Origin of the sequence: Saccharibacillus kuerlensis DSM 22868 (genome assembly GCF_000378145.1) — a bacterium.
Classification (GTDB): Bacteria; Bacillota; Bacilli; order Paenibacillales; family Paenibacillaceae; genus Saccharibacillus; species Saccharibacillus kuerlensis.
The window spans coordinates 24,034-47,775 of the sequence record NZ_KB899278.1 but is presented as its reverse complement, the minus strand read 5'-3'; the positions used below and the strand labels follow the sequence as shown (position 1 = coordinate 47,775).

Genomic DNA, 23,742 nt, shown 5'->3' with positions numbered 1-23,742 from the left:
TAGGTGATTCATACCGTTCATGCAACGCATATCGGAAATGTACGCACCGTAAACGAAGACTTGTCGTGGGTCGGCCGGATTAAGCCGGGCGGATACACGCTGGGTATTGTGGCCGATGGAATGGGTGGACATCTGGCTGGAGATACGGCAAGTCGGCTGGCGGTCGAAACGATCGTCGCTGATCTTGGAGGACTGGAACCGGAATTGTCGATTGAAGCCTGCGAGGCAGCGCTTGGCGACGCCATCTTGCACGCCAACGAAGTCGTATACCGCAAAGGCGAGTCCGATATTCGTTACCACAATATGGGGACTACAGTCGTAGCTGTGCTGTTCAAAGGCATCGAAGGAGTCGTTGGACATATTGGAGACAGCCGTGCCTATAAGGTAACTTCTTCGGGCATCCTACGTCTGACAGAGGACCATACGCTTGTCAACGAGCTGCTTAAAAGCGGACAGATCACTCCGCAGGAAGCGGGAGCGCATCCGCGCCGCAATGTATTGACAAGAGCGCTGGGAACCGATGCGGAGGTAAAGGTCGACTTGGGGCGTATTGTGCTCAATGCGGGGGAAGCGCTCGTTCTATGCAGCGATGGGCTCAGTAACTTCGTAGCCGAAGCTGAAATGATGAGGGCCGTATTGAAGCCGGGAGCCGCACTTGACGACCGTGCACACAAGCTGGTGCGCATGGCGCTGAATTCGGGCGGCGATGATAATATTACCGTGGCCTTGTTCGAAAACGGGCGGGCCGGTCAAGATGCGGCGACGAAGGAGTGGGTACAATGATCGGTCAGGTGTTCAGCGGCCGCTACGAGATTCAGGAACGTGTAGGCGGCGGAGGAATGGCGTTGGTGTACAAGGCGCTTGATCTGCTGCTGAACCGCTTCGTCGCGGTCAAAGTGCTGCGTCAGCAGTTTATGCATGACGAAGAGTTCATTCGCCGTTTCCGGCGGGAAGCGCAGTCCGCCGCATCATTGTCCCACCCAAACATTGTCAGCATCTACGATGTAGGCCAGGAAGGCGAAGTTCAGTATATCGTTATGGAGTACATCGAAGGTCAAGATTTGGATGAGGTTATCAAAGAACGTGCGCCTCTGCCTACGGACGAAGCGGTTCGCATTGCATCGCAGATTTGCGATGCACTTGATCACGCGCACAGCAACCAGATCATTCACCGGGATATCAAGCCTCATAACATTTTGATCGGCCGCGGCGGCAGGGTAAAAGTAACGGATTTCGGTATCGCCCGAGCCGTTACGTCAACGACAATCACCCAGACCGGTTCGGTTGTGGGCTCGGTGCATTATTTTTCGCCCGAGCATGCCAAAGGCGTGACCGCGGGTGAGAAGTCCGACCTGTATTCGCTGGGCATCGTACTGTACCAGATGCTGACGGGGGCACTTCCGTACGAGGGGGAAAGTCCGATCAGTGTCGCGCTGAAGCATTTGCAGGACGAGTTCGAAGAGCCGCGCAAGCTTAATCCGATGATTCCTCAGAGCGTGGAAAATATTATTGTTAAAGCCATGCGTAAAAATCCGTCCGAGCGCTACGTTTCGGCGGCTGAGATGCAGAGCGACCTCGATACCTGCCTGCTGCCTTCACGGCGCAATGAACAAAAAATCGACTTTGATGAAACGGACGATGCGGATCGGACGCTGGTCGTTCCCGCTATCCGTTCTTCCTATACGTCTTCTGGCGGTGAGATGCAGCGCGGAGATGCGGCGGGAAAAAGCAAAGATCAACCTTCAGGAAAAAAGAACTGGAAAAAACCTGCGATTATTATCGGATCAACCCTGCTGATACTTGCGATTATATTTTTTGTCGTTATGCGTTGGAGCCAACAGTTTGTTGTGCCGGAAACGACGGTGCCCAATGTGCTCGGTATGACCGAAGATGAAGCGCGCAATACGTTGGCAGCACAAAATCTGGAAGTCGAAGGCGTCAAGTACGAATATGATCCGTCTACAGAAGCGGGAGTCGTATTCAAGCAGAGCAAGCCGGAAGGGTTAAGCGTCAGAGAAGGCGCTTCGGTGCTGCTTACGGTCGGTTCGGAAAAACCGCTGGAAGAGATGCCTCAGCTTACCGATTCGGATTACGACGAGGCACGCAGACAGCTGGCGGCGCTGGGCGTAACCGAAGATCGGATTACTCGAAATGAGCAGTTCAGCGAAGCGGCTGTAAACACCGTTATTGATCAGTCTCCAAAATCGGGAGAAGAATTCGATCCGGAGCAGGCCACCGTAACTTTGACTGTCAGCAAGGGTGTGGAGAACAAACAGGTACCGGACGTAGTCGGCAAGACGCGTCAAGGTGCGCTCGATGCGATCCACGGACAGGCTCTTGCGCCATCTTCGACCGAGGAGCCAAGCTTTACGGTCGAATCGGGCAAAGTCATCAGTCAGGATCCGGAAGCGGGAGCGGAACTCAAACCGGGCGGAGTCGTCCGATTTATCGTCAGTTCCGGCTATCCGCCAGAAGCATTGAACTTTACGGTTCAAGTGCCGGTAGAGCCTTCACAGGAAGGAACGGCGACCAAAGTTCGCATTGAATACAGCGATGCCCGCGGCGAGCGAATCGAGTGGGGCACAGACACCATCTCTTCGCTTCGAATTTTCCCAGTGTCACTTGTACTTGCACCAAACCGCAACGGTGTCATTACCGTGTATCGTGATGGCGAGCGCCAGTCGTATCCGGTGGATTACACTGAGGCGGCAAGAGGTACGTTCCAACAGCCGGAGGTTCCTCAGAAGCAGTCTGAACCAACAGAGCCTTCAGAGGAGCCAGCGACTCCCGCACCTGCCGAAGGCAGTGGGAATCAGAGCGGTGAAGAAGGTGGGACTGAGGGAGAGGGCAGCGCTTCGGATGAAGGGGCGAATGCGGAAAACGCACCGGAAGATGGACAGGAAGGCGAAGAGGAGACGGAAGCGGAAGAAGGCGATCCGTCTGCTTTTGTGCCGCCAGGCAAAGCCGTATCTTCCGGTGAAGCCGCGAATGCTTCACTTCGAAACAACGGTAACGGTAAAGATAAAAATAAAGGCAGCGAAAAAACCAAGGGCAAGACGGTCGAAAATCCAACGGGCAAGTGAGATGCCGGACGCAAGTCCGGCTCTCTCCCGTTAAACCAAAGGAAGGTGAATCATGCCGGAAGGACTTATTGTTAAAGCGTTAAGCGGCTATTATTATGTGAAAGACGATAAGGCGGCTCCGGGGGAGCCGACAACACAGTGTCGGGCGCGCGGAATATTTCGTCTTAAAGGCAAGCCGCCGCTTGTTGGCGATCGCGTCGTGTACGAACTGACCGAAAACGGTGAGGGCACGGTGACGGAAATTAAACCTCGCACATCGGAGCTGATTCGTCCTCAAGTAGCGAACATTAATCTGGCTGTGCTTGTTTTTTCGGTCAAAGAGCCTGATCTAAGCCTCAATCTGCTCGACAAGTTTCTGGTTCATATTGAACATGAAGGCTTGGACGCACTGATCTGTTTGACCAAAATGGATCTGATTGATGAGGAGGACACGCAGACCCGAGAAGAGGTACAGCGTGCAAAAGAACTTTACACATCGATTGGCTATGAGGTGTTAGAGACGAGTTCGCCCCAAGGGCTGGGAGCCGATCAGCTTAGAGAACGCCTGGTGGGCGAAATCAGCGTTTTCTCGGGTCAATCTGGCGTCGGCAAGTCCTCGCTGCTTAATGCCATGTTCCCAAGACTCGATCTGCTGACGAGCGAAATCAGTTTGCGGCTGGGACGAGGCAGACATACGACCCGGCATGTAGAATTGGTTGAGCTGGAAGGTGGAGGATATATCGCAGATACGCCGGGGTTCAGTCAGCTTGACTTCCTCGAGCTTGACGTTGAAGAGCTGGCTAGCTGTTTCCGCGAGTTTGTTCCGTTAGCGGAAGGGTGCAAATTCCGCGGCTGTACACATACCCATGAACCGGGGTGCAAGGTGCTTGCCGCTTTGGAGCGGGGAGAAATAGCCGCCAGCCGGTACAAGCACTATTTAGCTTTTCACCAAGAAATCAAAGATAGAAAACGGAGGTACTGAACTATGGTATTGATTGCTCCTTCAATCTTGGCCGCGGATTTCTCGAAACTGGGATCGGATGTCAAAGAAGTAGAAAACGGCGGTGCGGATTGGCTGCACGTAGATGTTATGGACGGACACTTTGTGCCGAATATTTCGTTCGGTGCACCCATTATGCGCTCGATTGCGCCGCTCACAAAGCTGCCTCTCGATGTACACCTTATGATTGAAAATCCGGAGAATTACATACCGGAGTTCGCTAAAGCGGGCGCCTCCTTCATTACCGTGCACGCTGAAGCCTGCACTCATCTGCACCGGGTTGTGCATCTGATCAAAGAACATGGTGTGAAGGCGGGAGTAGCGCTCAATCCGGGTACACCGGTATCAGCAATCCGCGAAGTGCTGGAAGATCTTGATCTTGTGCTGATCATGACGGTTAATCCGGGGTTTGGCGGTCAAGCATTTATCGAACGTACTTTAAATAAAATTCGTGAAACGCGATCATTGGCGAACTCGCTCGGCATGAGCGGACTTCATATCGAAGTGGATGGTGGTATAGCTGCCGATACGGCAGGGAAAGTAGCTGCTGCCGGAGCTGATGTTTTGGTTGCTGGTAGTGCGGTATATGGAGCAAGTGACCGCAGCGAGGCAATTCAGAATATTCGCGAGAGCGCGGAGCGCGGCATATGAACTTAAAGTCCACTCTAATGCTCGCGCTGGTCACGTCGGTTGTCGGCCTGATGGTTGCAGTCTTCGCGTTTTTACCGGTGCCTTTCAACGCATTGCTCGGTCTGCTCGCGGCTGGCCTGGTCATCTGGTACTTCCGCAAAACCGAAGGACGTGGCGCACGAATCGCGTTCATTATCTGGACAGTTGTTTATTTCTTGTTCTTCACTGTGCTGATTGCAGCTATTCGTTACCGAATGGGACTCATTTGAAACTCGATTGAAAAGTTGAGAACAAATAGATTGAACAGAAACAGAAACAGAAACAGAAACAGAAACGAAAAAAGCCGAAAGTGTGCTCGGGGAAAGCGCACTTTCGGCTTTTTTCATCAATAAAAAAGGTTTTTGCTGTCGGATTTCGTACATGGAACCCCACAAACAGTCTTACAGGCAAATACAAACTAAAAAACACCCTCCAAAAAGGGTGTTTTCTCGTCTATATCTGGATTAAACGCGAGTCACTTTACCGGATTTGAGAGCCCGGGTGCTGACGTATACGCGTTTCGGTTTGCCGTTTACGAGGATGCGAACCTTCTGGACGTTAACTCCCCAAGTACGACGGTTGCGGTTGTTAGCGTGGGAAACGTGATTGCCGGAGCTTGGTTTTTTACCCGATACAAAACATCTGCGAGCCATGAATGACACCTCCTTGCTTAGATAAAACATACATAAGCAACACTTAGAACATCATAACACAATAAAAAAAGCCGCGTCAACGGTTCTAAAAACTTTATTTATTTCTACGTGCGCTTATAGTACAATATCAGGTGGGGCCTTTTGCAAAATCTGATTTAAACCTTTGCCCGGATTTTGCAAAAGGCTCATGGTGTATGGGACCATAAGCCGGGTTGCCCGTATAGAAGTCTTATAGCCGGTACGCAGAACCAGCTGTAAGTGTCCTATGCGTCGTCACGGGGGACGGAAACCCGGTTTCCGGTGCTCGTCAGACAAGCAAGAGATTGCGAGTCTAAGGCGAATGAACATAAGGATCTCAACATCAAATAGAGAGCAGGCGTCGCAGATGAATGACGTTTGCGTATCCAGCAGGTTTAGGAAGGGGAATTTTCATTGAGCAGGCGTTCGATTAATGGAACTGATTTTACTGGCATGGTATTGGCAGGTGCGGAGAAACTTTCGCGCCAGGCGGAGCATGTCAATGCGCTTAACGTATTTCCAGTGCCGGACGGCGATACGGGTACAAATATGAATTTGACGATGACGGCGGGCGTAACCGAACTTCGGGAACGCAGCTCGGCTTCAATGGGTCAGGCGGCAACGGTTCTTTCCAAAGGATTGCTGATGGGTGCACGCGGAAATTCCGGTGTAATCCTATCGCAGTTATTCCGAGGATTCGGCCGTTATGCAGCTTCACATGCAGAGTTAAATGCAATTCAGTTTGCGGCGGCGTTACAGGTGGGCGTCGATACAGCTTATAAAGCAGTAGTCAAACCGGTTGAGGGAACAATCCTGACCGTTGCCCGCGAAGCGGCAAAGCATGCGGGAACCTATGCCCGTCGTACAACGGATGTGGTTGAACTGATGCGAGAGGTGCTTGCAAGAGCCCAATATGCGCTTGACCGTACACCCGAGCAGCTGCCGGTGCTGAAGCAGGTCGGTGTTGTCGACTCGGGAGGACAGGGCCTTGTGTACATTTACGAAGGCTTCCTGGATTATTTGGAGAATGGCACATCGACCGGGACAGATAAGCAGGCTGCTTTGCCAACAACTCGTCAAGAACCATCCCAGACGACGAACGTAACGGCTGCAGCCCATGTTCAGGCTTCGGCACAGGCTCAGCTGGAAACTGAAAATATTGAATTCCTTTATGATATGGAATTTTTCATTAATTTGGGACTTGGAGACGGGTCGAGAGAGCGATTTGATGAAGAAGCTTTCCGCCGGGCATTATCCGTCAACGGCGATTCGATTATCATTATTTCGGACGACGACATCGTTAAGGTGCATGTTCACTCCAAGACGCCGGGCGAAGTTATGACGCTAGCTCTTCGTTACGGAGAAATCACGCAAATTCATATTCTGAATATGCGCGAGCAGCATCGCGATCTGCTGCATGCCGGTATGGACGGAGCTGCTCCGCCAGAACTGTTTGCCGATATTCCGACGCCTGCTGCTGTTCCAGAAGAGCATGCCGCTCTGCCTGCCGATGAAGTAGCTCCGTACGGCTTCATCGCTATCGCCAGTGGTGCGGGCATTGAAGAAATCTTCAAAAGCCTCGGCGTTGATGTCGTTCTGTCCGGCGGACAGACAATGAATCCGAGCACGGAAGATTTCGTCAATGCGATTGGAGAGTTGTCCGCGCAGCACATCTTCCTTCTGCCGAACAATTCCAACATCGTACTTGCGGCTCAGCAGGCGCGCGATCTGCTGGAAGGAGAACGCCAGATCACGGTTGTACCTTGCAAGAGCATTCCGCAGGGAATCGCGGCTGCGCTGGCCTTCCAGGAAGACGAAAGTCCTGAAGCGAATGAAGCACAGATGACTGAAGCGATCAAGCGGGTCAAGACCGGTCAGGTTACCCATGCCGTAAGAGATACAACATTCGACGATCTGGAGATTACTGCCGGGCATTATATCGGAATTTATAATTCCAAGATCGTAGCAACTGCAGCCGATCGTCTGACTACAAGCCGGAATCTGCTTGCGTCCATGATCGAAAGCGGCGACGAAATCATTACGCTGCTTGCCGGAGAAGATGCTTCGGAAGCGGAAACAGCCGATCTTGCCGAGTGGCTGGCGACTGAATATCCGGATGCCGAAGTGGAATTCCACAGCGGAGGCCAGCCGGTCTACGATTACATGTTCTCGGTTGAGGCCTAATTTCTTATTTGCCTGACAATCCGGCTTATTGAAGCAAGCCCTTCCCAACTTAAAGGACGGTGACAGGATGAATCCGATTATCGTAACTGACAGTACGGCAGATATTCCCGAAGAAATGATCGAGCGGCTTGGTATTCATGTTGTGCCGCTTAAAGTCATGTTCGGTGATGAGGCACTGCTTGACGGTATCGATATCAAGGCGCCGGAGTTCTACCGGCGGCTTGTCGCGGCAGGGAAACTGCCGACGACATCGCAGCCTTCCCCGGCGGACTTTACCGCCGTGTATCAGCGGATCCTGGAAGAATATCCGGGTGCACCGATCATTTCGATTCATATTTCAACCGGAATGAGTGGAACATTTCAATCTGCAGCGCTTGGGAAATCCATGCTGGAGAACGAGACAGCGGAGATTACAATGATTGATTCACGCTCGGCTTCGTACGGCTTTGGTTTAATGGTCGTTCGCGCGGCGGAGATGGCGCAGTCTGGAAGCACGCCGCAGGAGATCGAAGCCGAAGTGGAAAGGTTAAAGTCGGTGAGGAGCCTGTATTTCCTCGTCGATACGCTGGAATATTTGCAAAAAGGCGGCCGAATCGGTCGTGCTGCAGCGGTGCTGGGTACGCTGCTGAACATTAAGCCGATCCTGTCGATCGACAAGGAAGGCGTTATTTACGCGGTAGAGAAGGCCAGAGGACGCAAAAAGGCGTTGGCACGGGTTGTGGAGCTGTTCAAGCAGGAACTCGGTAGTGCCGGAAAGGTCGATGTAGCCATTGGACATACCGCCGATCCGGCTACAGCGGATGAGATTCTTGCACTGCTGCGCCAGCATTTCGAAGTTGGAGATGTCGTCTATTCGCATATCGGATCTGTCGTCGGTACACATGTTGGGCCGGGCTGCAATGCGATCTATATCTGGCCTTCCGTCAAATAAGGGAGAGCATAATGAACATACGCCTGGATCAAATCCCGGTGAAAGAGGTCAACGGTGTGGGCGCCCGCAAAGTGGAGGAGCTTCACGCCGTTGGCATTTTTACCGTGAAAGACCTCATCGAATATTTTCCTTTCCGTTATGAAGATTACCGTCAGAAGCCTCTTGGCGACGTGAAAGACGGAGATAAAGCGACCGTGCAGGCAAAGATCGTCGGAATGCCTATCGTGCAGCGCTTCGGCAAGAAGACGAAGCTGAGCTGCAAGATGCTGGCGGATTATTCGATGTTTACGGCTGTATGGTTTAACCGTAATTATTTGAAAGATCAGTTGGAACTGGATCGAGAGATTATTCTGACAGGCAAATGGGACGGTCGGCGGCTCCAGATGAACGTTACACATTCGGAGTTTCCGGACCGGGGTGTCATTCGTAGCGGTTCGCTCCAGCCTGTCTATTCAATAGGTGGAGATCTGACCCAGAACTCGCTGCGTAAAGCGATTGCAAACGCATTGGATCAATTCGGGGACCGGCTTGAAGAAGTGCTGCCGGAAGACTTGGTATCGAAGTACAATCTGATGCCGCGTCCGCAGGCGATCCGTCTGCTGCACCAACCTGGCGATCTTGAGGAAGGCCAGGAAGCACGCAAGCGTATGGTTTATGAAGAATTGTTTCTGTTCCAGCTTAAGCTGCAGGCGTACCGCTCCCTCAATCGCGATCGGCGCGACGGCGTACTGCATACGACGCCAAACGCGGTCATTCGCGAATTTGTGCGCAGCCTGCCGTTCGAGCTTACCGATGCGCAGAAGAACGTCGAGCTGGAAATACTCAAAGACATGAGATCGGAATCCTGCATGAACCGATTGCTGCAGGGCGATGTCGGTTCGGGTAAAACGGCTGTTGCCGCAATCGCCTTGTTCACAAGCGTACGCTCTGGTTTCCAGGGAGCGCTTATGGTTCCGACCGAAATTTTGGCAGAGCAGCATTCCCGTTCGCTGACCAAAATGTTCGAGCCGTTTGGTATTACGGTCGGTCTGCTGACGAGCAGCGTAACCGGCCGCAAACGGAAAGATCTGCTCGCCGCGCTGCAGATGGGATTGATCGATATTCTGGTCGGTACGCACGCGCTGATTCAGGAGGAAGTCAATTTCCGGGCGCTGGGCCTCGTCGTTACCGACGAACAGCATCGATTCGGCGTCAATCAGCGCAGTGTGCTGCGCCGTAAAGGCTATAACCCTGACGTACTGACCATGACGGCTACTCCGATTCCGCGTACGCTCGCGATTACGGCGTTTGGCGATATGGATGTTTCCACCATCGCTGAGCGTCCGAAAGGACGGGTTCCGATCGAGACCTATTGGGTCAAGCACGAGATGATGGAAAGAGTGCTTGGTTTTATTCGCCGCGAGGTCAGTCAGGGGCGACAGGCGTATATGATCTGTCCATTGATTGAGGAATCGGAGAAGTTGGATGTGCAGAACGCGATCGATCTGCATATGCAGATGAGCCAGGCTTTGCCGGATTATAAGGTAGGTCTGCTGCATGGACGGATGAGCGCTGCGGAGAAAGAGGAAACAATGCGCCAGTTCTACGACGGAGAGACGCAGCTGCTCGTCTCGACGACTGTCGTCGAAGTCGGGGTCGATGTGCCAAACGCGACGCTTATGGTGATCATGGACGCGGACCGCTTCGGATTGTCGCAGCTGCATCAGCTGCGCGGCCGCGTTGGTCGGGGCGAACATGCATCGTACTGCGTATTGATCGCCGATCCCAAATCGGAGCTCGGCCGTCAACGTATGGGAGTTATGACAGACACCAACGACGGATTTGAAGTATCTCGGCGAGATCTGGAGCTGCGCGGTCCGGGCGACTTTTTCGGCACCAAGCAGAGCGGTCTGCCGGAGTTCAAAGTTGCGGATATGGTCGCCGACTTCAAAGTGCTGGAGCAGGCTCGCGACGACGCGGCGAAGCTGGTGGAGGACCCATTCTTCTGGACATCGCCGACGTACGAGACGCTGCGAGGCAATCTGGAAAAGGAAGAAGCGTTCCGGGGCGAATTGATCGACTGATCCTTTTCTATCGGTTTGTAAAAGCGCCGAAGTCCGTAACGGCGGTTGCAGCCGCAGATGCTTCGGAAGTGCCGGAGCCCACGCAGGAAACGGCCGGTAAAGATGCTCGCGGCAAAGGTATGCGGCTTAACCCGCAAACGAAAGGGATCTGATTATAACGGGAACGATTCCCGATATAAACTGATATGAGATTGATTAAAAGCCCCGGGGGTAACTCCTTCGGGGCTTTTTTACGTATATGCAGAAAAGGCGATGCATTGAATCGCCATTGTTCCGGCACGGCGCGAAATATACTAGGCGTATAGGGGATCGCCATATTTCTGCCCTGTTCCCTGTCCACGGAATAGGTGACAATGGCTTTAGATCCCGAGCAGGGATTCGCGAGCGCCTTCCCCTTCAGGCCAGGACATTGATATGGTCCGGCGGTGCCGGGCGCGCTGCGCTTCGGCATGCCGGAAGAAGCGTTCGCACAGGAAAAGCGATTATTGGGTTCGAATCCCTACTTGCTTAGGCGCAAGCTCTTGGTAGAGCACTCCACTTTTAATGGAGCCATACAAATCATGATCTTTGGGGAAGGAAGTTCCGTCGGTGCTGCTTCTATGGGGCCCGGCATCCGAACGCGCTTTGCAGCTCCGGCGGATCCCGCCGGCTGAAGCTGAGGCTCGGAAGCGAAGAGCAGCGGAGATAATGTCGATCTGAAGTCGGGATCGGCGTCCATTTCTGTCAGTCTCCCGCTTTCCCTGCGCAGCTGATGCCGGCTCAAGCCGGACTCCGCGCATAAGGGTGTGCGAACTTCCACCGCAAAGGTTCCAAGGAGGAACAAACTTATGAATTACAATCAAAATCAATCGAACATAAATCTGCTGCACGGTCGTAAAATTCCAGGGATGCCCGGGAAAGATATCCGTCCTTCAGAGACACTGAACGGTAATCCCGCAATTCCGGGCATACTCGAACTTGGCGCGGGCTTGCGAACCGTCGAAGTCCTCGACGGCGAACGCGCGCTGTTGTTCGAGCGTGGCCGCTACGAGCGCCTCCTTATGCCGGGCAGATACCGCTTTTTCAATTGGTCAAGCAGTGTTCGAAGACTGGTATTCAAAAGAATATCGGATCCGTTTGAATATAACCCTTCGAACGGTTGGGTGGGAAGCGGGCTCAATGTATACGGAATACCGGACATGGACGTTCGCCTGTTCGCCGAGGATGCCGAGCTGATGAAGCGGCTGACCATAATCGAGGTTGGAGACAGCGAATACGTGCTGCATCTGGAAAATGGACGTTTCAAAAGCCTGCTGACGGCCGGACGGTACGCCTATTGGAACGAATCTCGAGAGCATACCTTCATTCGGTCCGATATCCAAAATCCGGAGATTGGAGCGGATATTGGACGTGCTTTGTTAGAAAAGATCAATCTGCCTTATGTTCAAATGATCGAAGTGGCAAGCCACGAGACTGGCCTGCTCTACTTCGATAATCAGCTGCAGCGTCAGCTTGCGCCGGGACGAAGCTTTTTCTGGAATGGTCCGACGTCGGTGACGCTCAAAAAGTTCGATCTGCGTCGTCAGCAGCTCGATATGACAGGCCAAGAGATTTTGACAGAAGACAAAATTTCGCTGCGGTTGAATTTCGTCTGTCAATATCGAATTGTCGATCCTCTGCAGGCGGCAGAGATCAAAAACTTTGAAGAACAGGTGTACGTTCAGCTTCAACTGCTGCTGCGCGAATATGTCGGCACACTCAAATTGGACGATCTGCTGCGCATGAAGCAGGAGATCGGTGACTTTGTGCTGGATCGCCTTAAGCGCAGCGGCACGGAATATGGGGTCGAATTTTTGAATGCCGGACTCAAAGATGTGATTCTGCCGGGCGAGATCCGCGCGATTCTCAATACGGTGCTGCTGGCCGAGAAGAAAGCCCAAGCCAACATGATCACCCGGCGAGAGGAGACGGCTTCGACCCGGAGCCTGCTGAATACGGCGAAGTTAATGGACGAAAATGCGACACTGTACCGACTCAAAGAGCTGGAGTTCGTTGAGAAAATCTGTGAAAAGATAGGGACGATTTCTCTAGGCGGAGGCAGCAATCTGTTGGAGCAAATGAATGGTCTGCTGGGTCTGCGTAATGGGGAGGAACGCAGAGAGATCGGCTGAAGTTTGACGGGAAGTAGATAATATGCCGGAACGACTCGTTGAAGATTAATCGATGCGAGTTATTCCGGCTTTTGCAATGATTTTGCAATGACGTCTTTATTAAAAACAATTACGCCGCTTGGTATCCTATTTATTGCGTATCGCCAGCATCTCCAGTTTGTCGGACGAAGTTTCTGCCAGCGCCGATGAGCTGCGTGTCAGAATCTCCAGATTCAAAACGGAGTAAAGAAATAAACGCTGACCAAGGCAGTGAAGATATTAAGTAATTAATTCCAATGAAAGCCGGTTTTTGCAGCACCTGCGCTTGCGAAAACCGGCTTTCTGCCGCGTTCATTTTTCAAAAAGCCCTGCTTGGGTTAAACTGGAATCGGATGGGTGACGGTCGGAAAAGCTGCGCCTCATCGGAGAACAGAAGGGAGAGGTGAGTAATGAGCGAGAACGAACACGTACAGAAACCGGAAGACAAGGCGGAATCGCCGGGCTGGATTGCAATCGACAATTCGTTAAGTAGGCTGTATGCCGGTATCGAGCCGTTTCATTATGGGACTCTAATTTCCTACCGGTTGGGAGGACCCGATCCGCTCGAGGGAGTCAGCGTTTATAAGCGTGAAGAACCTGTTCCCCACTGGCATTACGTAACTTACGGATTCACGGAGCTGCATGAAAAAGAATCAAAGAATGCGGAATACAGCGGCTTCGGATTCGAACTGACATTCAGACTGGTTTGCGAAAGCGAAGAAGAACCGCCGGTATGGGCGATCAATTTTCTGCAAAACCTGGCCCGTTATGTATTCAACAGCGGGAACGTCTTGCACCCGGGCCATCATCTTGATGCGAATGGCCCAATCGAATCCGACCGGGCCACACCGATAACGGCTATTGCTCTTGTCGAAGATCCGGAGCTGGAAAGTACAGTCTCGCCGTTTGGACAGTTCCGATTTGTGCAGGTTGTCGGGATCACCGCAGACGAATTGGATCTGATTAAGGTATGGAATACGCGAAGCTTTTTGGAATTAGCCAAGAACCGTCTGCCGCTCTATGTAACGGATCTGAACAGGCAGTCGCTGCTTGCTGATTCCGAACTGCGCAGCGCCGCGGAGCTGAGTGTGCGGACGGAAGGCTCGAGTACCGGACATTTATACCTCGAGAGTCTGATCTGGGAAGAACGCAAAAGTATGCTGAAGGGGCGTTCATACGTGCTTCAGCTTGGAGCCAAGCAGGCGGAGTCGCTGGCTCGCATTCTGACAGGCAGACTGATGCATGATCGTGACTTGACGTTAATTGGCCCGAATACCCAAGTGGTCATGATTCCGGACTTGCAAAATCGGATCGTCGAAGTGAGGGAAGAGCTTCAGCTCTATCTCAATGCGGAGGCGGCAGCCGAGCTTTCCCGGCGTCTGACACCAAGGGAAAGTGAATTTAAACTCGATACGATGAAGAGCTTGAGCATTCGAATCGTCAAAACTTTGCTGCGCGACCCCGATGGGAATGTGGTAGAGACGATCGGATAATACGATTGAATCAAGCAAGGTCGGATAAAAAGTTGAATAAAATGAAATCAAAAAGCCTTCGGAATAACTCCGAAGGCTTTTGAGGTTCGATGCAGGAAAATATTAAATGAGAACGTCTGAGTCTCCCGGTTCATCGGCTTCCTGGTAAAACCGTGTACAGGCCCGTCCTTCCCGTTTGGCGGCATAGAGTGCACGATCGGCACAATGAAGCAGTTCCGCAGGGGTCTGTCCATGCTGGGGGGATAAGGCAATACCGAGCGAAGAAGTTGACGAGAATTCGTGACCACCGATTTGCCAGGGTCTGCTTAGTGCAGCGCACAGACGCTTGGCAATACCCTCGATCTGCTCGGCACAATCAGTATTGGGCAGCAGAACGACAAATTCGTCTCCTCCGATCCGAGCGACCAGATCGCCTTCGCGCAGATTGTCTCCGATTCGCTGGGCGATTTGCTGCAGCAGCTCATCTCCGACAGCGTGTCCCAATGTATCGTTTATTTTTTTGAATTTATCGACGTCCAGATACAGGATTGCCAGAGGAGAAGGCGTATTGTCTGTCAACCCCAACTCTTCTTCCAGCCGGGTCATCAAATGACGTCTATTCGCGATGCCGGTAAGCGAGTCACGGAAGGCCATCGACTGCAGCTGCAGCTCATAATCCTTTTTTATACTAATATCACGTGCTGTAACCAGCAGAAAATCTTCTTCTCTTTCATTCTGTTGAACGAGAGAAACCGCAATTTCAAACCAAATATACAAGCCGCAGCGATGAAGCAGGCGAATATCTTCTCTGCCCGCATTTTGGATCTTGCTGGCCGTCTCTCGAATGAGGACAGTCAGTTTGTCAGTATCTTCCGGATGAACAAGCTTCAACTGCTGACTGCCTTCAAGGCTGTCCGGAGAGTGACCGAGCACTCGCTTCAGCGATGGAGAAACGTATATAATCTCGCCGTTGGGCTTCATCATGGAAACAATATCCGTCATATGATTGGCAATGAGTCGGTACTGAAGCTCCTGAGCTTTGAGTGCCTTTTCATTTTCCTTGCGTTCCGTAATATTTCGACTGACCACGATTAGACATTTCCGCTCTCCTTCAGCGTCGAAAATAGGGGTTTTTACAACTTCCCAATAAGTAAGCTTTCCATTCGAGCCGGTCAGTATCTTTTCGTTCAACAGCGGACTGCCTGCTGCCCATGCTTTTTCATCGGCCTCTACATTTTTTTCGAATATCTCCTGAAGCTCGGGTCTGATGAGAATCAGCTCAAGATCCGTGCGCTTCAGACACTGTTCTTCAGTCAGGCTGTGGGTTTCCAGTACAAGACGATTGGCGAACAGCCAGCGTCCCGCTCCGTCTTTCAATACAATCAGATCGGGAACAAGGTCCAGGGTTGCACGGAGAAGGGCCTCGCCGTTTTCATGATCCTGCATATTGTTCAACAATGCGCCGACATTTTGGTTCATATCCGGAATATTGATAAGCGTCTCCTTTCCCGGTCGCATAAGGCGGCCGTGTTCTTTCTTTTACTTCTTTATATCGGCAAAAAAGTGAGCAGGCATGAGGGAGAGACTTCTCAGGTTTTTTGTGAATGAAAGCGAAAATAGGAGGCGGAATCGTATTATTGGCTTCAACTTTGAGAGTTACCAACCGATATTGAAGGTAAACATGAGCATTAAAGTGAATGATTGACGGAAAAAGAAAGAAAACGGTAAAAAAAGGGAAGCGTCATCATCCTTATAGGGTAAAGGATTAGTGGTTCCACTACTTCAGGAAATAGAATGAATTTATTTGAACGTTTTTGAATAAAAGTGATTGTTTTTTAAAAGCTCGTAAGTTACAATGAGTGTTAGATGGAGGAATCAAAATGCTTACAGAAGAAAGATACCGAATCATATTACAGCGCTTACAAGTTTCGGGGATTGTGAAATTGCAAGAGCTTGTCGAGCTGCTTGGAACTTCTGAATCGACAGTACGGCGCGACTTGATTGACCTGGAATCGCAGCATTTGCTTAAGCGGGTTCACGGTGGAGCTTCTCTACTGCATCGGCGAAGCGAAGAACCCGGCATGGAAGAGAAAACATTCAAAAACGTTCAACAGAAGAATACGGTAGGCCGAGCGGCTGCCGATCAGCTGCGGGATGGAGAATGCATTTATATCGATGCGGGAACAACGACGCTGGCCATGATTCCTTTTATCGAAGCGCAGAATATTACTGTTGTAACCAATGGCCTTTCCCACGTGGAAGCCTTAGTGAGCAAAAACATTCGTGCTTATCTGCTTGGCGGTATGATGAAAAGCCATACCAAAGCCGTCATCGGAAGTATTGCACTCCAGAACATGGATAACTTCAGATTCGATAAAGCCTTCATCGGTACGAATGGCGTCAATACCGAATTCGGTTTTACGACACCAGATCCGGAAGAAGCGCTTATTAAGCGTCGAGCCCGGCAGCTCTCGGAACGCTCGTACGTACTTGCGGATGCCAGTAAGTTCGGAGAAGTCGCTTTTGCGAAACTGTTCGATCTCAAGGAAGCTACCATTATTACGGATTCGATTCCGGAGCGGTGGAGAAAGCCTATTTTTGAGAAAACCAAAATAATCGAGGGATAAACCATGATCTATACCGTAACGCTAAACCCTTCTATCGACTATATCGTGGAAGTGGAAAATCTGCAGCTGGATGCTTTGAATCGTATGAAGCGCGATCTGAAGCTTCCCGGAGGAAAAGGGATCAATGTATCACGTATTCTTAGCCGACTGGGTGTTGAGAACACGGCACTTGGATTTCTGGGCGGATTTACTGGCCGTTTTATCGAAGACGTGCTGCAATCGGAATCGATTGTAACCGAATTCGTGAATGTTCAGGATGATACGCGTATCAATATTAAGCTCAAACACGGCAGTGAGACCGAGATCAACGGACAAGGTCCACAAATAGGAAATACGGAAGCTGATGCATTAGTGCAGAAGCTGAGAGCGCTTACCAAAGAGGATGTCGTCGTACTGTCCGGCAGTGTACCGCCTTCGCTTGGAGGTTCGTTCTATGAACGGCTCATCGCCGTTATCAAAGAACAGGGAGCGCGTTTTGTAATTGACACAACGGGAGAAGCTCTTCTGAAGGCATTGCCGCATGGACCACTGCTCGTAAAGCCGAATCATCATGAATTGGCGGAACTGTTCGGCGTAGAGATTGAAGGCCAGGAAGATCTAATCAAGTACGGTCGTAAACTGCTGGAGATGGGCGCGGAAAATGTGCTGATCTCAATGGCCGGCGATGGCGCACTGCTCGTAACTGAAGAGCAGGTCTATCACGCCAACGTGCCGAAAGGCGAAGTGAAAAACTCGGTTGGCGCGGGCGACTCCATGATTGCCGGATTCGTCGGTACGCTGTCGAAGACAGGGGACCCGCTGGAAGCGCTTCGTACCGGTACGGCTTCGGGCAGCGCCACCGCTTTTTCCGATGATCTGGCTGAACTGGCGAAGATCGATTCGCTGCTTCCGCAGGTTCAAGTCAATCCTATATAACGTACTGCCGATAGATTGAGAGTAATGCCCGGAAGGGCGAATTAACGGTGCGCGAATCGCGTGCCGACATGACCTCCAGAGGAGTGGAAGAAGATGAGAATTACGGATCTGATGATCGAACCCGTCATGATCTTGGACCTGCGGTCCGCCACAAAAGAAGCCGTTATCGACGAATTGATCGCATCTTTAAATAAAAGCGGAAGAATCAACGATGCCTATGCATTCAAGCAGGCGATTCTTGCTCGTGAAGCACAGTCCAGCACTGGAATCGGCGAAGGAATCGCTATGCCGCATGCGAAGACAAGTGCAGTTAATGAGCCGACAATTGTATTTGGTAAAAGCTCGAGAGGTGTAGAATATGAATCGCTCGACGAACAGCCTGCGCACTTCTTCTTCATGATCGCTGTACCGGAAGGCGAGTCCAATCTGCATTTGCAGGCACTCAAAGTGCTGTCGCGCATGCTGCTCGACGCAGACTTCCTGGGCCGACTGCGCGAAGTGAAGACGCCGGCTGAAGTCACTGCATTGTTCAACTCGGCGCAGGCGGAATCCGAAGCTTCGGAAGCGGCTGCACAAGGCAAAAAGGCCGAAGCGGCCAGACAATCCGATTCTTCCGTGGGAGGCAGTGCTTCCGGAATGGCGGATGTGATCGTCGGCAATCCGGATTCCGACCAATTCGTTGTCGCTGTAACGGCTTGTCCGACCGGCATTGCGCATACGTTCATGGCGGAAGACGCGTTGAAAAAGAAAGCAAAAGAGCTTGGCATCAATATTCGCGTTGAAACAAATGGTTCCGAAGGGGTCGGCAATCCGCTGACAGCAGCCGAAATTGCCCGTGCAAGCGGCGTTATCGTTGCAGCAGATAAAAATGTAGAGATGGCACGCTTTGACGGCAAGCCGGTTCTGCAGCGCAAAGTTAGCGACGGTATTCGCAAGCCGGAAGAACTGATTCGCAAAGCGGCAAATGGCGAAGCGCCAATCTATCGCCATGAAGGCGGAGCGGCTGCGGGCGGTTCGGATGCAGGCGGCAAAGTCAGCGTAGGCGGTAAGATCTATAAAGATCTGATGAACGGTATTTCGCACATGCTTCCGTTCGTTGTAGGCGGCGGTATCCTGATCGCAATCTCGTTCTTGTTCGAGCAAATTTATGGTGCTGACAATCCAATTTTCAAATTGCTGATGGAAATCGGCGGTGCAGGTGCTTTCCATTTTCTTATTGCAATTTTAGCTGGTTTTATCGCTATGAGCATCGGTGACCGTCCTGCTCTAATGCCTGGTATAGTTGCAGGATACATGGCTGATACTGCTGATGCTGGATTTTTAGGTGGTTTGGCTGCCGGATTCTTGGCTGGTTATATTGTAGTGGTACTGCGTAAATTATTCAGAGGTCTACCAAAAACACTGGATGGTTTAAAACCAATTTTATTATACCCAGTGTTTGGTTTGCTTTTAACAGGCACAGTGATGTATTATGTTTTTGATCCATTATTTAGTTGGATTAACACAGGCCTTAACAGTGCATTAGCGAATTTGGGTACGGGTAATGCAATACTTTTAGGTCTAATTCTCGGCGGTATGATGGCCATTGATATGGGAGGACCATTTAATAAAGCAGCTTATGCTTTTGCTATCGGAGTTTTCACCTCGAGTGGTAATACAAATGGTCTGATGATGGCAGCAGTTATGGCAGGAGGGATGGTTCCTCCTTTAGCAATCGCTTTTGCCACAACATTTTTCAAAAATAAATTTACTGAACAAGAGCGTAAATCTGGAGTCACAAATTATGTGTTAGGACTTAGTTTTATTACTGAAGGGGCAATTCCTTTTGCTGCGGCTGATCCTTTACGTGTATTGACCTCATGTATTATAGGTTCATCCATAGCTGGCGGACTAACACAATTTTGGAATATTAATGTTCCTGCTCCTCACGGTGGTATATTTGTTGCCTTTTTATCTAATCATATAGTTTTATTCTTACTTTCGGTATTGATAGGTACAGTTGTATCTTGTCTTATCTTAGGATTTTGGAAAAAACCCTTAAGTTATAAGATTAAGTAAACAGTTGGTGTGATATTAAATTATTAGTTAAGTATTTACAGTTTAATATAAATATCAAAATGACATCGATATTTATCGATGTCATTTTGATATTTAACACTGATTCCGATTAATAAATTATGAATATAAATATCGAAAATTGGCTGTTTTTACAACAACTTATTTCTCATATATAACTGATCTATTTTCAATGTATCCTGATCCTCCGGATACACTGGCAGGGAGAACATAATCATATTTGAAAGTTACCCCGGTTCCCTTAGCAATTGCAGTTTTAAAAGGTGTCATTTGTGCAGTAACTGATTTTCCGTATAAATTCAATGCTGCGCCCAGACCAGTGAACTTTGACAACAAACCTATCCAACTGCCCCGATCAGAATACTTAGCTAATTGTGTTCCTTGAGCAACAACATGCTTAGCTTCAGCATTAGTAAAGTGGGCGTTGATAGTCCAACGCTGTACAGGTACACCTTGAGAAGGTGGGATCTGTGATGGAGTCACTGCGTTAGAAGAAGCTGCAAAGCTCTCAGAAGTAGCAAGCCCACTTCCAAAGGCTAGCATACTAGCAGCTAGTGAAATGACAACTTTTTTGCCTTTTCCTTTAATAGTATTCTTCATTCATAATTCCTCCCTAAAAGTATTATAAATCTTATTTTGAAGCATTTAACATTCGCAACAAAAACTGAAGAAGCGAATACTTATAATTAACCATAAAAGGATATATAAAACATTATTTTTAAAAAAACTACTTTTATTAATTTTTAGTGGTTTCAAAGACTTATTTCAAAAGACTATTAATTAAATTAAGATTGCAATAGATCAATGAAAAACATCTTTATTTTATTAACAACTTTTTTGACTATATAGTTATGAGAAATACAAAATTTAGATAATTATTTTAACTGTATTATGTATATAAACTTGAAAAACTAAATTTACTAAATTAAAATTCATTAGATAATAGTGTAGTTTAGTTAATATAAAATAAAGAAACACTAAATATTTAGGCTAATGCTTTTTCAAAATGATATATACAGACTGTGCGCTGAGAAGCGCAAATAGGTATTGACTCTCTCTCTAACTTAGAAAAACATCATGTAACCGATTTAATTCTATCTAAGGAAAAGGATCTCCATAAATTATTTTTATAAATAAAAACTTTGTAAGGAAATTAAGAGAAATCAATTTGTAATTAATCATATTTAGAGAAACTCAAATTTATATTATCAAGTCGGCTTGTATGATTTAGGCGTTATATGTATAGTATAGGTTGTTCCTGCTGACGGTTGTGATCGGTGCCGTAATCTCCGGTCTGATTCTTGGCTTCTGGAAGAAGACGCTGGCACAGCGCGAAGCTGCTGCATCTCAAAAAGCAGCTTAAATTTATCGGCGTCTTGATAAAGAATACAGCATAATACAACATGCCTAAGAAGCCCTTCCTTATATAAGGAAGGGCTTCTTTATTGTGATAAAAAATAGTTTGCAAGATAAAATGAAAAATTTCAGTCAAATTGATTCGTTTTTCATTTGTCCCGGTTAATAACGGATGAAGTTTATCTATAGGATCTGGTGTGCTTAGATATGATTCGCGATAAAAGGAGGGATAAACGGGTGAAGCCCAGCGTAAGTGTCATCGTGCCCGTATTTAACGTGGAGGATTATTTGCGCAAGTGTCTGGAAAGTTTGTCTGCGCAAACGCTGCGTGAGATCGAAATTATTGTGGTGGATGATGGTTCGACAGACGGTTCGTTTGCAGTTGCTTCCGAATGCGCCAAGCAGGACGGCCGGATTCGAGTGATTCATCAAGAGAACCAAGGAGTAAGTGGAGCGCGCAACGCGGGATTAAATGCCGCTTCAGGAGAATACATAGGATTTGCAGATCCGGATGATTGGGCGGAACCGGGGATGTTCGAAGCCCTTTATACACGAGCCAAGTCAGATGATGCGGATTTTTGCGCCTGCGATTACAGCTTTGTTTACGAAGATCGAAGCGAGCCGCATGTACTTGGATTAAAAAATGGAACATTAAGCATTTCGAAATATGGGCTTGATCGAATGTGGTTCGAGAAGAAATTTGCTGCCGTAATCTGGAACAAAATTTTTCGCCGGTCGGTTATCGAAGAGTACGGGCTGAGATTTGAATCGACTCGGAATGTGTTTAGCGAAGACGTCCTGTTCAATTTGTGTTTCCTGCGTCATATCGATACGGCTTCTTCGGTCGAAGGTTCGTATTATAACTATTTTCAGCAGCGTCCGGGTTCCTTGATGAACAGTATCAAGCCCGATCACTTGAAGCGCGAGCTGTTTCTTGTCGACCGATTCTCCGAATACTACGCTTCTTACCCTCACGAAGATATTCGCGAACGGATGAGGCTGCGATTGTTCTTCGAACGTGTGCAGAACAGCTGCATGTACAATTTGGAGCAGCGCGGTCGAGTAGGGAATACATGGAAAGAGCTTCGTGAAGCTAAACGTCATGAATTGTTTGAGCAGAGCATGCGGAAAGCCGCTTCAGATCATGAAATTTGGCTTCCAATGCGTATTTTTGCACGTCTGTCCGGTCACGGTTGGCTGCTGCCGGCGGCCTGCTACATGCATGTGTTTGGCGCGGCTTCCCGAGTGAAGAACAGGATTAAGAAGGGAAGACCATCCAAGCCTCCTCAAACTCCTCCCATTCAAGCCGTCAAGCCGAATAATTAGAGGGAAAATGGAAAATTTATATGTTTTGGACGAAAAAAGCTTCCCTTGAGGGAAGCTTTTTTTCAGTTGAATGATAGCAAATGAATAGTACGGTTTCGCTCAGCTTCCCGCGTTGGAAATGCGAGTCTGCGCATTTTTGAGAACGGCAGCCGTTTCCTGCGTTTGCTTCTTCAGCTTGTTGATATCGTCCTGAAGCTGTGTGTCATTCTCCTGTTCGCGCTGGAATCGTTCCAGTTCGACTTTGAGATCTTGAACGGCAGCTTCGATCTCGGTCTTCCATTCCATAGCGACTTCGCCGACTTCTTTGCCGAAAGCGATCAATTCTCGGCTCTTGTCTGCAGCGATTTGGCCTTTGATGCGCAGAATTTCGAGTGCGCTTTGCCCTTTTTCCATGGCAATGTTGAACGAAGACTGTCCCTTGTCGCGAAGCGAAGCGGCCGTCGTTACGCTTTTGTCCTTCAAGTCGATAGCGGTCGAGATGCTCTTATCCTTCAGATCAATAGCCGCAATGACGCCCTTGTCTTTCAGATCAAGACTTTTGTCCTTCAGATCAACAGCTGTTTCCGCCAGGATCTGACGAGTCTCCGTTCCCCGCTTAGGTGCAAGCAGCAGAGCGGCTGCGCCGCCTACAGCGGCACCCGCTGCCAGTCCGGCAATGAATTTTAATGTTTGATTCGACATATGTAATCCTCCTGTCCAAAAAGGTTCTCCTCTAGTATTACCCAGACATACGTTTCTGAACAGAGTCAGCGGGCAATTAGCAAAAAAAAGACGCACTCGCCAAGAGCACGTCAATTTTGTTTACGCCTTATCGGAGTCATGTTTCGGTTCGGAAGGCGGCACAATCTTGAGATGAGGTTCGGAATGGGAGCGCTCATCGGAATTGGAGGATTTGTCGGTCGAAGGATGAATCTCCAAAGTTTCAATCGCTTCAATCCAGTCTTCGTCGTGCGAAATTTCCTTGCCGAGCGCAATCAAATCGCGGGCTTTCTCAGCCGTCTCATGGCCCAGTTCCATACCGAGGTCTTTGGTTTGCACGGCCATCTTCCGAATTTGATTGCGAGTTCCGGCACCTTTTTGAGAAGAAAGGAACAAGACGGCTCCCGCTCCCGCCAACGTGCCGACCATAATGCGTGCCATGCGCTTTTTCGCCATTTTGTTCATCGAACATCACATCTCCTTGTCGATTCAAGCGATTGACTTCTTCTCTACATTAACCCTG

Annotated in this window: 19 protein-coding genes; 14 read left to right on the top strand and 5 right to left on the bottom strand. The window is 49.6% G+C overall.

Annotated features, from left to right (window positions below):
* Positions 1–3: 3 nt before the first annotated feature.
* Genes F456_RS0103150 through F456_RS0103130 form a run of 5 tightly spaced genes read left to right on the top strand, consistent with a single transcriptional unit; the run spans position 4 to position 4,961 of the window.
* A complete protein-coding gene (locus tag F456_RS0103150) occupies positions 4–783 on the top strand; it encodes a Stp1/IreP family PP2C-type Ser/Thr phosphatase (protein WP_018975554.1) in 780 nt (259 codons plus the stop codon).
* The gene (gene pknB / locus F456_RS0103145) at positions 780–3,083 is read left to right on the top strand and encodes a Stk1 family PASTA domain-containing Ser/Thr kinase (protein ID WP_018975553.1); all 2,304 of its coding nucleotides are present in this window, start codon (positions 780–782) and stop codon (positions 3,081–3,083) included. The genes F456_RS0103150 and pknB overlap by 4 nt, the downstream gene beginning before the upstream one ends.
* 52 nt (positions 3,084–3,135) lie before the next feature.
* Positions 3,136–4,044 (top strand): ribosome small subunit-dependent GTPase A, encoded by a 909-nt coding sequence (gene rsgA / locus F456_RS0103140; RefSeq protein WP_018975552.1) that lies wholly within the window; start codon positions 3,136–3,138, stop codon positions 4,042–4,044.
* Positions 4,045–4,047: 3 nt separating this feature from the next.
* Positions 4,048–4,713, top strand: a complete 666-nt coding sequence (gene rpe, locus F456_RS0103135) for a ribulose-phosphate 3-epimerase (RefSeq protein WP_018975551.1) — start codon at positions 4,048–4,050, stop codon at positions 4,711–4,713.
* Positions 4,710–4,961 (top strand): hypothetical protein, encoded by a 252-nt coding sequence (locus F456_RS0103130; protein ID WP_018975550.1) that lies wholly within the window; start codon positions 4,710–4,712, stop codon positions 4,959–4,961. Before rpe ends, F456_RS0103130 begins: the two co-directional genes overlap by 4 nt.
* Before the next feature lie 234 nt (positions 4,962–5,195).
* Here F456_RS0103130 and rpmB read toward each other — a convergent pair whose 3' ends face one another.
* Positions 5,196–5,384: a 50S ribosomal protein L28 gene (gene rpmB, locus F456_RS0103125; protein ID WP_018975549.1), complete on the bottom strand. Its 189-nt coding sequence runs from the start codon at positions 5,382–5,384 to the stop codon at positions 5,196–5,198.
* A gap of 432 nt (positions 5,385–5,816) precedes the next feature.
* Between rpmB and F456_RS0103120 the strand changes: the two genes are divergently transcribed.
* The 5 genes from F456_RS0103120 (at position 5,817) to F456_RS0103095 (ending at position 14,241) form a co-directional block, all read left to right on the top strand.
* Positions 5,817–7,586, top strand: a complete 1,770-nt coding sequence (locus F456_RS0103120; RefSeq protein ID WP_018975548.1) for a DAK2 domain-containing protein — start codon at positions 5,817–5,819, stop codon at positions 7,584–7,586.
* 67 nt (positions 7,587–7,653) lie between these two features.
* On the top strand, positions 7,654–8,517 hold the full coding sequence (locus F456_RS0103115) for a DegV family protein (RefSeq protein ID WP_018975547.1): 864 nt from the start codon (positions 7,654–7,656) through the stop codon (positions 8,515–8,517).
* 11 nt (positions 8,518–8,528) lie between these two features.
* The gene (gene recG, locus F456_RS0103110; protein ID WP_018975546.1) at positions 8,529–10,580 is read left to right on the top strand and encodes an ATP-dependent DNA helicase RecG; all 2,052 of its coding nucleotides are present in this window, start codon (positions 8,529–8,531) and stop codon (positions 10,578–10,580) included.
* Between the two features lie 827 nt (positions 10,581–11,407).
* Positions 11,408–12,730, top strand: coding sequence for a slipin family protein (locus tag F456_RS0103100; RefSeq protein WP_018975544.1), 1,323 nt, complete (start codon positions 11,408–11,410; stop codon positions 12,728–12,730).
* Between the two features lie 428 nt (positions 12,731–13,158).
* Positions 13,159–14,241, top strand: coding sequence for a suppressor of fused domain protein (locus F456_RS0103095; RefSeq protein ID WP_018975542.1), 1,083 nt, complete (start codon positions 13,159–13,161; stop codon positions 14,239–14,241).
* A gap of 102 nt (positions 14,242–14,343) precedes the next feature.
* Here F456_RS0103095 and F456_RS0103090 read toward each other — a convergent pair whose 3' ends face one another.
* A complete protein-coding gene (locus F456_RS0103090; protein ID WP_018975541.1) occupies positions 14,344–15,738 on the bottom strand; it encodes a diguanylate cyclase domain-containing protein in 1,395 nt (464 codons plus the stop codon).
* Positions 15,739–16,100: 362 nt separating this feature from the next.
* On the opposite strand from F456_RS0103090, the gene F456_RS0103085 reads away from it, so the two are divergent.
* The 3 genes from F456_RS0103085 (at position 16,101) to F456_RS0103075 (ending at position 19,820) form a co-directional block, all read left to right on the top strand.
* Positions 16,101–16,847 carry a DeoR/GlpR family DNA-binding transcription regulator gene (locus F456_RS0103085; protein ID WP_018975540.1) on the top strand — a complete coding sequence of 249 codons (747 nt, stop codon included), beginning with the start codon at positions 16,101–16,103 and terminating at the stop codon, positions 16,845–16,847.
* A gap of 3 nt (positions 16,848–16,850) precedes the next feature.
* The gene (gene pfkB / locus F456_RS0103080) at positions 16,851–17,762 is read left to right on the top strand and encodes a 1-phosphofructokinase (RefSeq protein WP_018975539.1); all 912 of its coding nucleotides are present in this window, start codon (positions 16,851–16,853) and stop codon (positions 17,760–17,762) included.
* Between the two features lie 93 nt (positions 17,763–17,855).
* Positions 17,856–19,820 (top strand): PTS fructose transporter subunit IIABC, encoded by a 1,965-nt coding sequence (locus tag F456_RS0103075; protein ID WP_018975538.1) that lies wholly within the window; start codon positions 17,856–17,858, stop codon positions 19,818–19,820.
* A 159-nt stretch (positions 19,821–19,979) separates the two neighbouring features.
* Here F456_RS0103075 and F456_RS0103070 read toward each other — a convergent pair whose 3' ends face one another.
* A complete protein-coding gene (locus F456_RS0103070; protein WP_018975537.1) occupies positions 19,980–20,438 on the bottom strand; it encodes a hypothetical protein in 459 nt (152 codons plus the stop codon).
* 993 nt (positions 20,439–21,431) lie between these two features.
* Here F456_RS0103070 and F456_RS23420 point away from each other — a divergent pair.
* Positions 21,432–22,520, top strand: a complete 1,089-nt coding sequence (locus F456_RS23420) for a glycosyltransferase (RefSeq protein ID WP_018975535.1) — start codon at positions 21,432–21,434, stop codon at positions 22,518–22,520.
* 99 nt (positions 22,521–22,619) lie between these two features.
* Here F456_RS23420 and F456_RS23415 read toward each other — a convergent pair whose 3' ends face one another.
* Positions 22,620–23,201, bottom strand: a complete 582-nt coding sequence (locus F456_RS23415) for a YtxH domain-containing protein (RefSeq protein ID WP_018975534.1) — start codon at positions 23,199–23,201, stop codon at positions 22,620–22,622.
* Positions 23,202–23,321: 120 nt separating this feature from the next.
* The gene (locus F456_RS0103050; RefSeq protein WP_018975533.1) at positions 23,322–23,684 is read right to left on the bottom strand and encodes a YtxH domain-containing protein; all 363 of its coding nucleotides are present in this window, start codon (positions 23,682–23,684) and stop codon (positions 23,322–23,324) included.
* Positions 23,685–23,742 lie beyond the last annotated feature (58 nt).

Excerpts from the sequence above, each read along its gene's own strand:
- pknB (WP_018975553.1), top strand. The coding sequence starts at position 780 with ATGATCGGTCAGGTGTTCAGCGGCCGCTACGAGATTCAGGAACGTGTA.
- rsgA (WP_018975552.1), top strand. The coding sequence starts at position 3,136 with ATGCCGGAAGGACTTATTGTTAAAGCGTTAAGCGGCTATTATTATGTG.
- rpe (WP_018975551.1), top strand. The coding sequence starts at position 4,048 with ATGGTATTGATTGCTCCTTCAATCTTGGCCGCGGATTTCTCGAAACTG.
- F456_RS0103130 (WP_018975550.1), top strand. The coding sequence starts at position 4,710 with ATGAACTTAAAGTCCACTCTAATGCTCGCGCTGGTCACGTCGGTTGTC.
- rpmB (WP_018975549.1), bottom strand. The coding sequence starts at position 5,384 with ATGGCTCGCAGATGTTTTGTATCGGGTAAAAAACCAAGCTCCGGCAAT.
- F456_RS0103115 (WP_018975547.1), top strand. The coding sequence starts at position 7,654 with ATGAATCCGATTATCGTAACTGACAGTACGGCAGATATTCCCGAAGAA.
- recG (WP_018975546.1), top strand. The coding sequence starts at position 8,529 with ATGAACATACGCCTGGATCAAATCCCGGTGAAAGAGGTCAACGGTGTG.
- F456_RS0103100 (WP_018975544.1), top strand. The coding sequence starts at position 11,408 with ATGAATTACAATCAAAATCAATCGAACATAAATCTGCTGCACGGTCGT.
- F456_RS0103095 (WP_018975542.1), top strand. The coding sequence starts at position 13,159 with ATGAGCGAGAACGAACACGTACAGAAACCGGAAGACAAGGCGGAATCG.
- F456_RS0103090 (WP_018975541.1), bottom strand. The coding sequence starts at position 15,738 with ATGCGACCGGGAAAGGAGACGCTTATCAATATTCCGGATATGAACCAA.
- F456_RS0103085 (WP_018975540.1), top strand. The coding sequence starts at position 16,101 with ATGCTTACAGAAGAAAGATACCGAATCATATTACAGCGCTTACAAGTT.
- pfkB (WP_018975539.1), top strand. The coding sequence starts at position 16,851 with ATGATCTATACCGTAACGCTAAACCCTTCTATCGACTATATCGTGGAA.
- F456_RS0103075 (WP_018975538.1), top strand. The coding sequence starts at position 17,856 with ATGAGAATTACGGATCTGATGATCGAACCCGTCATGATCTTGGACCTG.
- F456_RS0103070 (WP_018975537.1), bottom strand. The coding sequence starts at position 20,438 with ATGAAGAATACTATTAAAGGAAAAGGCAAAAAAGTTGTCATTTCACTA.
- F456_RS23415 (WP_018975534.1), bottom strand. The coding sequence starts at position 23,201 with ATGTCGAATCAAACATTAAAATTCATTGCCGGACTGGCAGCGGGTGCC.
- F456_RS0103050 (WP_018975533.1), bottom strand. The coding sequence starts at position 23,684 with ATGAACAAAATGGCGAAAAAGCGCATGGCACGCATTATGGTCGGCACG.